The following is a 12418-nucleotide window of genomic DNA, read 5'->3' on the forward strand; positions in this document are numbered from 1 at the left end:
GCCCGCTTCTATTATGGAAGGAGTTTTACTGTGTCGAACTTTAAACCGACTGTGTTTCGCGTTTTAATCGCGATCAGCATCGTACATTTGATCAATGATACGATGCAAGCGATTATTCCGGCTATTTTGCCCATCCTCAAGGAAACGATGAACCTTTCTTACACGCAAGCGGGAATTATCGTATTTGCACTTAATATGACCTCATCGGTTATGCAGCCGGTAGTCGGCATGTATGCCGACCGCAAGCCGGCGCCTTATATGCTGCCCATCGGCATGGGGCTCACGACGATCGGCGTGTTCGGCATCGCCATCGCACCGAATTACTGGGCGATCCTGCTGTCGGTATTGTTTATTGGCCTGGGGTCTGCGATTTTTCATCCGGAAGCCTCCAGAGTTGCCTATATGGCCGGCGGATCGCGCCGCGGCCTGGCCCAATCGATCTTTCAGGTCGGCGGTAATTCCGGTTCCTCGCTCGCTTCCATCATGACGGTGCTGATCTTTGTGCCGTTTGGCCAATTCGGTGCCATCTGGTTCGTGCTCATCACAGGCTGTGCCATTGCCGTCCAGCTCTACGTGGCAAGATGGTATCAAGATTATATTACGACCAATCCAAGGCCGGTTAGAAAATCATCCGATGCGAAAATGCCTCCCGGGCGTAAAAAGCAAATCACATTTGCCATTTATCTCATTATTGTGTTGTTATTTGTCCGGACATGGTATAACTCCAGCATCTCCATCTACTATCCTTTTCAACTGATGGAGGAGTTTAATTTTAGCTTGCAGCAGGCTCAAATTTATATTTTCCTGTTCGCCGCGGCGGGCGCGCTGGGCACCTTTCTCGGCGGTCCGCTGTCCGATCGCTACGGAAGGCGGAATGTTCTTTTCTACTCCATGGTTGCCGCGGCGCCGCTCGCCTTGCTGCTCCCTTATGCGGATCCGTTCTGGGCGTATCCGATTATTGCCTTAAACGGATTCATCGTCATGTCAGGATGGTCGGTAACGGTTGTTTATGCACAGGAGCTCGTCCCCGGAAAGATCGGGACCGTATCGGGCTTGACCACCGGGCTCGCGTTCGGCCTTGGCGCGATCGGCGCTGTCGCCATCGGCGGCCTGAGCGATTCGCTGGGATTATCGCTCGTCATGCAGCTTGCCAGCTATCTGCCGCTGTTTGGCTTCCTTGCCATCTTGCTGCCCTCCGACCAAAAGCTGCGGGAATGGTCGGCGGAATCGTAATCGGATTCCGCCCGTCCGCCTACCATCCGATGGCAATCCCATCGCCTCTGGGATCTGCGGCGCCGCTGATGACGCCATTTTCATCGATACGGATCGCCTGCGCTTGCCCCATGATACCGTCCCATTCACCGACAAGCTCGACTTGATGGCCCCATTCGCGCAGCGTGCTTGCCATCTTGCCCGATATCCGGCTTTCGATCTTTAACGAATCGCTGTCCATACCCCAGGTACGGCCATATACCCATCTGGGCAGCGCCAGCGCTTCTTGGACGGAGAGGCCGTAATCCAATATACCCGTCATGATGGACAGCTGCGTCTGCGGCTGGCCTTCCCCGCCCTGTGTCCCCAACAGCACGTACGGCTTGCCATTCCTCAGTATCATAGCCGGCATCAAGGTATGAAATGAGCGTTTGCCGGGAGAGAGCACATTCGGCAGGCTGCTGTCGAGCGAAAAGAACGAGCCCCGGTTTTGCATGAATACCCCGGAGCGGCCCGGCATATAAGCCGCGCCGAAATCAAAATATAAGCTTTGAATAAAGGATACCGCATTGCCCTCTTCGTCCGTTACGGCGGCGTATGCGGTATCTTGGCCCATAACCGAAGATAAATACGGCGCTGCACGCGGAAAACTACGGTCGACCTCCTTATAAAGCTGTCCGGCGTACGATTTGGACAGGAGCCGGTCAAGCGGAATCGCCGCAAAGTCAGGATCCGTAAGATAGCGATCCCGATCGCGGAACGTTTTCTTGGTCACCTCCGTCATCAGATGATAAAAATCAGCGGACATCCGCGGAATCCGGGACAAATCGGCATGCTCCAGCACATTCATCATCATTAGCGCGGAGAAGCCTTGCGAATTGGGAGGCATTTGACAGATCTCGTATCCACGGTATGAAGTTTTGAGCGGATCGACCCACTCGCTGTAATGGGACTCAAAATCTTCCGCCGCGAGCAGTCCTCCATCGCGCTCGATCCCCGCGACAATATCCAGCATCACCTCTCCGCGATAAAAGGCATCCCGCCCTCCTGAGCAAAGCTTCCGCAGCGTGCCCGCCAAGTCGCTTTGAAGCAATCGATCCCCCGGCTGCAACAGCTTTCCTTCCGGCAAATAGATTCGCGATAATGCTTCCTCCTCCCGCAGAAAGGCCTCATCCTTGACCATCCAATAATGCAGATTGCGGGAAATCGGAAAGCCGTTTTCCGCATATTCGATCGCAGGCATCAGCAAATCCTCCCAAGGGAGACGACCGTACTTTTGCCACACCTCCCACCAGGCATCGACCATGCCCGGCACCGTAATCGCGCTCCATATGCCCCGATGGGGGATTGTCATATTGCCCTGGGATAAATAAACGTCCAGCGTTGCTTGCTTGCCCGCGCGCCCGCTTCCATTCAAGCCCTTCAGTTCTCCCGTCTTTGCATCGTACAGCATGAAGAAGGCATCTCCGCCAAGTCCCGTCATATGCGGATACACAACGGCCAGCGCTGCGCTGATCGCCACCGAAGCATCAAAGGCATTACCGCCCCGAAGCAGGATATGGCTCCCGATCTGGCTTGCTAAATAATGCGGCGTCGCCACCATCGCCCGATGGCCAAGCGACATAATATTGAACATGGGCTATCCTCCTTCGTAAACATCCAATGCGGCTTGCAGCGCCGCTCCCGCAGAAAGCTTGAAGCGATGTCTTTGCAGTACCGCTTCAAACGCACCAAGCAAATGAAGCACGTTCCGCTCCCTGCAGCTGTACCCCATCGTTCCGATTCTCCATATTTTCCCTTTTAACGGACCAAAAGAGCTTGCGATTTCGATGCCAAAGCGATGAAGCAGCATGCTGCGCACCGATTCACCGTCGATGTTCCCGGGGATCGTAACGCATGTAACGACCGGCATTTTACATTTCATATCGCCATACAATGTCATCCCCATTGCCTCGAGCCCGGCTATCAATGCCGACTCATGCAGCTTGTGGCGGGCAAAGCGGTTGTCGAGTCCTTCTTCAAGTACAATTCGCAGCCCCTCGCGAAGCGCATACAGCATCGAGGTCATTTCCGTATGATGATTGAGCCGATCCGGGCTCCAATAGTCTTGAAGCTGGCTCAAATCAAGATAATTGCTCTGGATCGGCCGAAGATCGCTGAGCTCCGCCTCCGCCATGCTTCTAAGGCCTCTTTCCACCCGTTTTCTTGCCAGCACTTTTCGCTCAGCCCGTTCGTTATAGGTGACCGGTGCCATCCCGGAAGGCACGGATAAGCATTTCTGCGTCCCGCCGATTACAGCATCGATGTACCAATTATCCGTTTCAACCGGCACGCCGCCAATCGTCGCCACCGCATCGACAACAAACAGAACACCTTCATCCCTGCAAGCTTTGCCGATTTCCGCCAGCGGTTGAATGCGGCCGGTCGAGGTCTCGCCGTGGACCATCGCTACCACATGGGGCTTGAAGGATTTCATTGCCCCAATTACCTCCTCCGGTTCGAATACGGTGCCCCATTCCTTCTCGATCACGCGAACAACCGCGCCGCAGCGGTCGGCGATTTCATGCAGCAGATGGCCGAATCGTCCGTAGATCGGGATCAGTACCCGGTCTCCCGGTTCAATTAAGCTTGCGAGCACGGCTTCGATTCCCGAGCGGGAGGTGCCGTCTACCGGATAAGCCCACCGGTTGCCGGTGCGAAACAGCAGCCGCAGCATCTCCATCGTTTCATTCATAAGCCGGGTAAACTCTGGATCAAACTGCCCAAGAATCGGATAAGACATTGCCCGCAGCACACGCGGGTCCACCTCGACAGGACCCGGCGTCATAATCGTTCTTTGGGAAGGGGACAGATCGGCATATCGTTTCATGGCAGTCCCTCCTCATAAGCCAGCTTGTATAATAGAGCCGTCAGCACTCCAAAACCGGCGGTCAGCGACCGGGGAGAGGAATATTCCTCCGGCGAATGGCTAATGCCGTCCTTGCTGGGGATGAATACCATCGCGGCCGGGCACACAGCTTGAAACAGCTGTGCGTCATGACCGGCTCCGCTGACCATCCGCCTGTAAGGCAACCGCTGCTCTTTGCATATGTCTTCAATATTCGCCGTCAGCTGCGCATCCATCTGTACCGGCTTTGCATTCATCCACAACTCATAGTCCAATTTCAAGGCTCTGCGCGTCGCAATTTCCTTATAGGTGTCAATTAAATGATTGCAAAACAAGGACAGCTCTTTCTCGTTGCCATGCCTTATATCAAGCGTAAACGTCACCGAACCCGGAATGACATTGGGCATGTTCGGAGCCGCCTCGATTTTGCCTGCTGTAGCAACCAGCGGCTCACCATAGCGGAACGCTTTTTTCTCCAGCTCCAGGATCATTTCGGCCGCGCCCGTCATCGCATCCTTGCGCATCGTCATCGGCGTTGTGCCTGCATGGTTGGCCGCGCCTGTGACCGTAACGGTAAATCGCTTTTGCGAGGCGATCGTTTCCACGATCCCGATCTGCTGCTCCATCCGCTCCAAGGTTACCCCCTGCTCAATATGAAGCTCGATATATGCCGCCAGATCGCGGCGCACGCAGTCCGGCTGCTCCGCAAGGCCGAAGCCGGCAGCCCGCATTGCATCGGCCATCGCTACTCCCTCAGAGTCTTTATATTGGCCGGCATTGTTCCAATCGTAGATCCCTGTAATATTGCCGGAACCCCAGTAAGACAACGGAAACCGGCTGCCTTCCTCCTCTGCTAACGAAACAACCTCCAACGTTCTTTTTGGCTTCCCGTAGGTTTTCTTAAGCAGGAAAAATGCCGCAATCGCAGCAGCAACACCATAAGCGCCATCAAATTTCCCGCCCATCCGTACGGTATCGATATGCGATCCGGTTAATACGGCCAAAGGCTCTTGCGATGAGCCAGGCAGCCGTCCGTATACATTGCCCACCCGGTCAGCGTATACTTGCAAGCCCAATGATCTCATTCTCTCAGATACGTGCCTCTGCGCGCTCCGCCATTGTTCCGTGTACAACAGCCGGGTGACTCCGCCTTGATCAGCACTGAATGAGGCCAGCTCCTCCAACAGCTCCAGCATGAGTTCGACCGCTTCTTTCTTTATTGCCTCATTCATGCTTTGACCTCCTTTATCCGTTGATCGGGACGCCTTTCACAACCTTCATCCAGCAGCCGCCCGACGCATCCCTGATTCCTTCCTCAGCAGTATAAACGATCTGCCCTCTGCACAAAGTTGTCTTCACTTTGCATGAGAGCTGCATGCCGATGTAGGGGCTGTGCTGATGGCGGTAATACAAATCTTCCTTGCGCAGCATGTAACGCCAATCCGGATCGAGGATGGCAATATCCGCATCCATGCCCAGAGACATGGACCCTTTACGGTTAGAAAGTCCAAACCGGGCAGCCGGTTGGCCGGACAGCATCCGTGAGAGCAGCGTGACCGGAAGCTTCCTGCGGTTGACCCCCTCGTGAAACAACAGCTCAAGGCTGCTCTGCGCGCCAGATATGCCGCCCCACACGTCAAAAAACGATTTCCCTTCGCCCTGCTTTAACGCTCCCGGACACGGCGAATGGTCTGAGGCAATGAGATCGATCTTGCCCTCTGCAAGCTTCTCCCAAAGCCCTTCACGCTCGGACTCGCTGCGCAGCGGCGGCGCACACTTCGCTGCTGCGCCTATGCGTTCCATATCCGTTTCATTTAATAATAGATAGTGCGGACAGGTTTCGGCCGTAACATCAAACCCGCTCTTCTTGGCTTGAGCAATGATCTCTATTGTCTCCGGGCTGCTGATATGGACAAAGTGCAGTCTGCAGCCGGTCTTCCCAGCGAAAAACAATGCCCGGTTGACCGCCTCCTGTTCTGCGATCGCCGGCCGGGAAGCAGCGAAGTCGAGCGCTCCTGTTCTTCCTTGCGAGATGGCATCCGCTGCCAGGCGCGAGGTGATCGCATCGCTCTCTGCATGAAGGGCCAGAATCCCGTTAAATGCGGCAATTCGTTTCATCCCTTCGTGCAGCGTCCAGTCATCCACCTCCCTGAACCGTTCCTCGCCTTCGCCTCCCGGATTAGAGAGAAAGGCTTTAAAGCCAATCACCCCAGCGTCAGCCATCGCTTCCAAATGCGTCAGATTGCCCGGTACCAAACCGCCCCAGAACGTATAATCGACCGCAGAATTCAATCTTGCGGCGTCGGCCTTCAAGCGCAGCGCTTCGACGTTAACCGTAGGCGGAATACCATTGAGCGGCATATCCGCATAGGTGGTGCAGCCGCCGGCCGCAAGAGCCGCCGAGCCGGTGCGAAAGCCTTCCCAATACCCCATGTTCGGCTCATTGAAATGAACGTGCATGTCGATCATCCCCGGCAGCACATAACAGCCCGCAGCCTCAAGCACACGTGTGTCCTGTGCGTCCAGATGATCCGCAAGAGCGGCAATCCGGCCTGCTGCGATGCCGATATCCATTCTTCGTACCTCATCCGGCAGGACGACTTCCCCATTTTTGATAATGATATCGAACGATCCCTCCATCGCGTTGCGATCCTCCTAACTGCCGCGGTATGTGCTGTAGCCGCCCGGCGCGACTAATAACGGTACATGATAATGCTCGTGAATATCCGTGATGACAAACCGGACAGGGATCGCTTCAAGAAATGGGACCGGCTTTGCCATGCCGCCTGATGCTTCCCGGAAATAATCGCCGGCAAAAAACACCAGCTCATACATGCCGCTCACCATTGTATCCTGCTCCAGCAGCGGCGATGGCAGGCGGCCATCCGCATTCGTCCTTGTCTCGCATACCTTGCGATACACGCCGTCTTCTTCGATCCTCCACAGCTGCAGCAGCATACCCTCCGCAGGCTTCCCCCGCGAAGTATCCAGTACATGGGTCGTCAGCCTGCCTGTCATCGTGCGGATTCCCCCTTTGCCAAATCCCCCCTTGTCATGGAAAATCCCTGGAATCCGTAAGGAGGCCGCGGCTCCGTGTACACACTTCCCCGGGAGCCTTCGATCGTGTCGATCACTATCTCCCAAGTCCTGTTGCTGGATTCGAAATTCACCTCTGCCAGCTGGGGAAAACGCGTAAGAATCCGAAGTCCGATCTGATAGATCAAATATTGAATGGAGGGGGTGTTAAACTCATGAAAGACGTGGTGCGCAATATCGCGGACTTGCTCTGCGGCCACATAACGTCCGGACTCCCCATCCAGCGCGTCATTCACGTCGGCATATCGCCATCCGATATTCAAAAAGATGAATAAAGGCCGGTCATAGCTATCCGGAAGCGTTGTGTATTCGTCACGGATAAACCCAAAGAAAGAGCTTCCGCTCACTTTGATCAGTTGCAAATCCGCGATGCTTGAGACATGCGATACAATTGCAGCTTCACTCTCCAAGCGTGTAAACTCCAGCGTTGCGGAAGCATGATCATTATGAGAGCGACGGAAGACGAGCCCGCTCTCCGCTAATTGCCCGCCATCCTTTACGGCCAAGCTGTCAAACGGAATCCGGTCTCCTGTAACCGTAATGGATGCCACGTGCGGATATCTAGCAAAAAATTGTCGGCACACAAAGGCCAGCAGCCCCTCTGTCGTCGAACCCGTATATTGAGCGGTCTGGCGCAGAATGAAGTTTTTCATCGAATCCGTCGCCACGACCATCGCATTATTGCCTTCCGTGAACGAAGTCAAAAAAGACTCGCCGCTGACTGCAAATTTAATATTATGTGCGAAAATGACATTATCATTGCCCGCGTAAGCCGATTCAGAGACCGGCGGCACCGCAAGCGGCTTGGCGTAGGTCCGGTAAGTCAGCACATCCCCTTTTCCGTAATACATCGTGCGGCCCCTTGTACGTTCGGTCATGGCGCCTCCTCCTCATCTTCGTGAATAAGATCAAGCAGCCGAAATCCGGTGATCCTCCCGATCTCCATTAATGCCTGCTCCCACTCCTCCTGTGAGCAGCGGCGCACCCTTCTGTGCATGGCGTCCAAAATCTCTTCCTTGCTGTGTCCCTTTACAGCCATAATAAACGGAAAGCCGAAACGCTCCGCATATTGGCGGTTTAACGCAGCGAACTGCTCGTATTCCCCCTGAGTCAACCGGTCAAGTCCGGCTCCCTGCTGCTCCGCTGTAGACATCTCGCTGACCTTTAATCGGGTGGCCAGATCGGGATGGGCTTTGAACAGCTCTGCCACTTTCTCGAAGGGCGCCATACGCACCGTCCTCATCATCGCATCATGCAGCGCTTGGCGGGAAGCGAACGGGCCAACTGGCCAGCTCTGATCAGCAACCCAGGGAGAATGCTCGAAAATACCGGCCAATGCTTGGATGAATTGTTCACGGTCCATGTCGTTGATGTGCTTCATTGAAATTGACATATCTATCCCACCTCACATGTGCATGCCGGTTATGAATGTCGCGTTTGTCCACCGATTATCATCCATCTGCCGTTTCGATCGCTTTGTAAACAGCTCGCAGGATACCGCCGTAACCGGTACAGCGGCACAGGTTGCCCGATAAAGCTTCCTCCACTTCCGCCTTGCAGGGACGGGGGTTATCATCAAGCAGCGCTTTTGTTGAAATGACCATTCCCGGTGTACAGTACCCGCATTGAAAGCCTCCCTCATCCAAGAAGGCCTGCTGAATCGGATGCACACCTCGTCCGCTCAAGCCTTCAATAGAAGTAATTTTCTTGCCAGCGCATTGATAGGCCATCGTTAGACAGGCATTGACCGGTTTGCCGTCCATCAGTACCATACACGCGCCGCAGCGTCCGATCTCGCAGGAACGTTTCGTGCCTGTAAGTTGCAGATCGTCTCGCAGGATGAATAACAGCCGCCTGGACGGCTGCACCTTCATCGATACGGGTTCGCCGTTCACATCGCAATCCAATGTGTAGGAAGTCTCACTGGAGATCATGCTGGAAGTCACTTGGGGAGCACCCTGTTTCATAGCGTGATTATCGGTCATGCACCGCTCACCTCTTTCTTTTGCGCAAATGGCGCTTCTTGAAGGAGGTGAGGCTCGATAGGCAGCTTAGCGATCCGCTTGCCCACTGCATGGTGCACAGCAGACGTTATCGCAGGAGCAAGCGCAACAGAACCGATCTCGCCGACTCCCCGCGGGCCGTAAATGTCGCCTTCCGGCAGTGTCTCAATCGGCACTACCGTTACGCTCCCGTTAAGATCCGTTACAGTAGGGATAAGATACGTATCCAGATTGTTCACCCCATACCGCCCGCTATTCATGAAAGCATCCTCCGAAAGCGTGAAGCCGAGCGCCATCCCGCTTCCGCCTTCGATCTGCCCGAGAAAGCCTTGCGGATTCACGACAGGCCCTGCCGCTACCGCATGATATTGATCGACGACTTTAACCCGTCCGGTCAGCGTATTGACTTCCACCTTTACAGCGACGGCCGCATACGTATACAGAAAATGTGCCCCCACCCGTTTATCCGGTGTAACCGGGTAGTGAAATTCCGTCTTGACAGCAAGCGGCTCTCCAGCGGCTGACGCCAATTGCTCAAATGTCAGCAGAAGGACGCCCGCCTTATTCCTTATCCCGCCTGCTCCCAATTCCAATTGTTCATAAGGAGTGCCTGTAAGGGCAGCGGCCTTTTCAACCAGAAGCTTCGTAAAGGCCGGGCGCATGTTCCGCAGCGCCGTCCACATCATGCTCGTTGCCCGGGATGCCGTGCTGGAACCGCTGTCCGGGACCACATCGGTATCGCCGATCACAATGCGCAGATCCTCCGTCGCAAATCCGAACTGCTCGATCAGCATTTGTTCGAGCGTCGCGATCAAGCCCTGGCCGAATTCCTCGTAGCCGAATATCGCCTCGATTTTCCCATCCGCTGCAAGCGCCAATCGGCCCGCCCCGGGATCGGGGATGCCAAAGCCCAATCCTGCCCCATGCATGGCCAAGGCCGCGCCGATTCCCGTACGAATCCATGGTTCATGTGTTTCTCCGCTTGGCCCGCTGCGCTCCATCCAGAGCGGGCTTTGAGCCAATACTTCCCACACCTGCTTTGCGCCGTCAGTCTGTGCAATACGCTGGCCAAGCGGCCCTGGATCGCCGATCTGCCGCAGATTCAACGCTCTGAATGTCCAGGGGTCCATGCCAAGCAGCTCCGCCAGCCGGTCCATTTGTCCTTCCAAGGCGAATATGGCCTGGTTGCCGCCAAAACCGCGAAATTCACCGGAAACGCCGTTATTCGTATAGACGGAATAGCCTTGTGCCTCGACATTTTCGAACCGGTATCCGCTCACGGCATGCTCGAGCGCAAAATTCAGCACCTCGGCTCCCAAGGTCGCGTAAGCGCCGGTATCGGCTACAATTCTCACCTGGTGAGCGAGCAATTTGCCCTCCCGATTGACGCCGGTCTTCATTGTTATTTTCATCGGATGCCTTTTAATGCCGGCACGTACCGATTCCTTCCTGGAATTGTGCAGCTTTACCGGCCTGCCTGTTCGCAGTGCCAGCAGAACCCCGTAGGGCTGGACATTGAGCTCATCCTTGCCGCCGAACGATCCGCCAATCGGACTGGATATCACGCGGATATCCGATTCGGGCAGCCCTGTAATGCGCGACAGCTGCAAACGGTCCATCAATCCGTGCTGGGTGGCGGAATAGACCGTTATTCTGCCATTTTCCCCAGGGATGAATAACCCGCCCTCCGTTTCCATATACGTATGCATCTGACGGGGCGTGAAATACGTCTCTTCCACGATATGGACACAGTCATCAAAGGCCGCGGCGGTATCTCCTCTCCGATACTCCGCGCGGTGCAGCAGATTTCCCTCCGGATGCAGAAGCATCGCATCTTCAGCCAGAGCCTGCTCCGGGTCGTCAATGACCGGAAGCGCCTCGTATTCAACCTCGATCAGCTTCAGCGCCTGGTCCGCGAGCTCCTCGCTGTCAGCCGCAACGGCGGCGACTGCGTCTCCGACATAACGAACGCGATCCTCGCAGAATACCGGCTGATTCGGCTTGGCAATGCCAAAGCCGTTCAAGCCCGGTATATCCTCAAACGTCAGAACAGCGTGGACACCTGGCAGGGCCATAGCTTTATCTGTGCAAAGCTTTATAATGCGGGCATGCGCAAAAGCGCTTCGAAGCACGTTTCCAAAGAGCATGCCGGAAGCGGACATATCCGTAAGATAAACCAGCTTGCCCGTTACTTTCTCCTCTCCGTCAGGCCTGGTCCGCCATCGCTTACCGCTTGTTTCCCGATTCAGCAGCATGGTTTCCTCTCCCTTCCCTGATGTTGGCAGTCAGTGCATTCCCGCTTGGCCTGCGGCTCTCCAAAGCGCTGAGAGAATCAGATTGGCGGCCGTTTGCTTCTTGTACAATGCGCTTGCGAACAGATCGCCTTGCAGTTCTGCATTTTCAACAATCATGTCATATATGGTTCCGAGCAGCGGTTGCGTGTAATTGGCATGCTGGAGCAGCGACTCCACTTCCTTCAAGCGCTGCGCAATCGCTCCGCCGCCGCCTAACGCGATCCGAAACCCCGATAATAGTCCGTCTTGATGAATCCTGCCGGTCATCGCTACGGAAACGAGCGAAGGGGTAAATGCCTCTCTCCGGCCGATTTTTTTGTACATTTCCAATCGCATCCCGCTATCCACATCGGAATCGGATGCGATCGGGATGCGGATTTCCTTTAAGATGCGGTTATCTTTTGCCGCATGATTTGCCGCAGCATGCCGCAAACCGGCCAACCAATCTGCAAGCGGTTCTACCTGCAGCAGCTTGCCGTCATACCAGACGAGCTGCGCCTCATAAACGAGCAGTGCAGGCAGTGCATCGCCAAACGTCGATGCGACATTTCCGCCGATCGTCGCGAGATTGCGCACCGAAGGCGCGGCGATTGCACGCACAGCTTCCATCAGTACGGGCACATGGTTTACCAGCAGGGCAGAGCTTCGGCATGACGCGAGCGTTGTGAGCGCACCGATCGTCAACAATTCGCCATCCTTCAGTTCGATACCGGCAAGCAGGCCGGTGCTGCACAGATCAATGAAATGGCCGGGAGGGGCTGCCCCCTCCGCTTCCCATTGGGTGCGCAAATACGTCGTTCCAGCAGTGTATACGGCGGCATCGCCCAGCATGTGCTTCAACCGCCATGCTTCGGAAAGATCCGCCGGCTGCCACACCTTTGGAAAGGAGGTCCTGTTCTCTTGTTCCATCATCACAGCCGCCCCCT

At 55.3% G+C, this 12418-nt stretch carries 11 protein-coding genes; 1 reads left to right on the forward strand and 10 read right to left on the reverse strand.

Annotated elements, in window-relative coordinates; all coding sequences use genetic code 11:
- Window positions 1–30 precede the first annotated feature (30 nt).
- Window positions 31–1233 carry an MFS transporter gene (locus IEW11_RS08095; RefSeq protein WP_229725025.1) on the forward strand — a complete coding sequence of 401 codons (1203 nt, stop codon included), beginning with the start codon at window positions 31–33 and terminating at the stop codon, window positions 1231–1233.
- A 19-nt stretch (window positions 1234–1252) separates the two neighbouring features.
- Here the strand turns inward: IEW11_RS08095 and ggt are convergent, their stop codons facing one another.
- Genes ggt through IEW11_RS08145 form a run of 10 tightly spaced genes read right to left on the reverse strand, consistent with a single transcriptional unit; the run spans window position 1253 to window position 12404 of the window.
- Window positions 1253–2848: a gamma-glutamyltransferase gene (ggt, locus tag IEW11_RS08100; RefSeq protein ID WP_229725027.1), complete on the reverse strand. Its 1596-nt coding sequence runs from the start codon at window positions 2846–2848 to the stop codon at window positions 1253–1255.
- Between the two features lie 3 nt (window positions 2849–2851).
- Window positions 2852–4081 carry a pyridoxal-phosphate-dependent aminotransferase family protein gene (locus tag IEW11_RS08105; protein ID WP_188530548.1) on the reverse strand — a complete coding sequence of 410 codons (1230 nt, stop codon included), beginning with the start codon at window positions 4079–4081 and terminating at the stop codon, window positions 2852–2854.
- On the reverse strand, window positions 4078–5331 hold the full coding sequence (allC, locus tag IEW11_RS08110) for an allantoate deiminase (RefSeq protein ID WP_188530549.1): 1254 nt from the start codon (window positions 5329–5331) through the stop codon (window positions 4078–4080). Before allC ends, IEW11_RS08105 begins: the two co-directional genes overlap by 4 nt.
- Before the next feature lie 13 nt (window positions 5332–5344).
- Window positions 5345–6739, reverse strand: a complete 1395-nt coding sequence (locus IEW11_RS08115; RefSeq protein WP_188530550.1) for an allantoinase — start codon at window positions 6737–6739, stop codon at window positions 5345–5347.
- A gap of 15 nt (window positions 6740–6754) precedes the next feature.
- On the reverse strand, window positions 6755–7117 hold the full coding sequence (uraH, locus tag IEW11_RS08120; protein WP_188530551.1) for a hydroxyisourate hydrolase: 363 nt from the start codon (window positions 7115–7117) through the stop codon (window positions 6755–6757).
- Window positions 7114–8073 (reverse strand): factor-independent urate hydroxylase, encoded by a 960-nt coding sequence (pucL, locus tag IEW11_RS08125; RefSeq protein ID WP_188530552.1) that lies wholly within the window; start codon window positions 8071–8073, stop codon window positions 7114–7116. The genes uraH and pucL overlap by 4 nt, the downstream gene beginning before the upstream one ends.
- On the reverse strand, window positions 8070–8588 hold the full coding sequence (gene uraD / locus IEW11_RS08130; protein ID WP_188530553.1) for a 2-oxo-4-hydroxy-4-carboxy-5-ureidoimidazoline decarboxylase: 519 nt from the start codon (window positions 8586–8588) through the stop codon (window positions 8070–8072). The genes pucL and uraD overlap by 4 nt, the downstream gene beginning before the upstream one ends.
- A 58-nt stretch (window positions 8589–8646) precedes the next feature.
- Window positions 8647–9129, reverse strand: coding sequence for a (2Fe-2S)-binding protein (locus IEW11_RS08135; RefSeq protein WP_188530643.1), 483 nt, complete (start codon window positions 9127–9129; stop codon window positions 8647–8649).
- Between the two features lie 47 nt (window positions 9130–9176).
- On the reverse strand, window positions 9177–11453 hold the full coding sequence (gene pucD, locus IEW11_RS08140; RefSeq protein ID WP_188530554.1) for a xanthine dehydrogenase subunit D: 2277 nt from the start codon (window positions 11451–11453) through the stop codon (window positions 9177–9179).
- Window positions 11454–11483: 30 nt separating this feature from the next.
- Complete coding sequence (locus IEW11_RS08145) at window positions 11484–12404, reverse strand: FAD binding domain-containing protein (protein WP_188530555.1); 921 nt, start codon at window positions 12402–12404, stop codon at window positions 11484–11486.
- Between the last annotated feature and the right edge of the window lie 14 nt (window positions 12405–12418).

Source organism: Paenibacillus abyssi, from assembly GCF_014640295.1.
Taxonomy (GTDB): Bacteria; Bacillota; Bacilli; order Paenibacillales; family Paenibacillaceae; genus Paenibacillus_D; species Paenibacillus_D abyssi.

What these genes read in the sequence shown, in the direction of transcription:
- IEW11_RS08115 (WP_188530550.1), bottom strand. Translation starts at nt 6,739, where the DNA reads ATGGAGGGATCGTTCGATATCATTATCAAAAATGGGGAAGTCGTCCTG.
- pucD (WP_188530554.1), bottom strand. Translation starts at nt 11,453, where the DNA reads ATGCTGCTGAATCGGGAAACAAGCGGTAAGCGATGGCGGACCAGGCCT.
- IEW11_RS08105 (WP_188530548.1), bottom strand. Translation starts at nt 4,081, where the DNA reads ATGAAACGATATGCCGATCTGTCCCCTTCCCAAAGAACGATTATGACG.
- allC (WP_188530549.1), bottom strand. Translation starts at nt 5,331, where the DNA reads ATGAATGAGGCAATAAAGAAAGAAGCGGTCGAACTCATGCTGGAGCTG.
- uraD (WP_188530553.1), bottom strand. Translation starts at nt 8,588, where the DNA reads ATGTCAATTTCAATGAAGCACATCAACGACATGGACCGTGAACAATTC.
- IEW11_RS08135 (WP_188530643.1), bottom strand. Translation starts at nt 9,129, where the DNA reads ATGATCTCCAGTGAGACTTCCTACACATTGGATTGCGATGTGAACGGC.
- pucL (WP_188530552.1), bottom strand. Translation starts at nt 8,073, where the DNA reads ATGACCGAACGTACAAGGGGCCGCACGATGTATTACGGAAAAGGGGAT.
- uraH (WP_188530551.1), bottom strand. Translation starts at nt 7,117, where the DNA reads ATGACAGGCAGGCTGACGACCCATGTACTGGATACTTCGCGGGGGAAG.
- ggt (WP_229725027.1), bottom strand. Translation starts at nt 2,848, where the DNA reads ATGTTCAATATTATGTCGCTTGGCCATCGGGCGATGGTGGCGACGCCG.
- IEW11_RS08145 (WP_188530555.1), bottom strand. Translation starts at nt 12,404, where the DNA reads ATGATGGAACAAGAGAACAGGACCTCCTTTCCAAAGGTGTGGCAGCCG.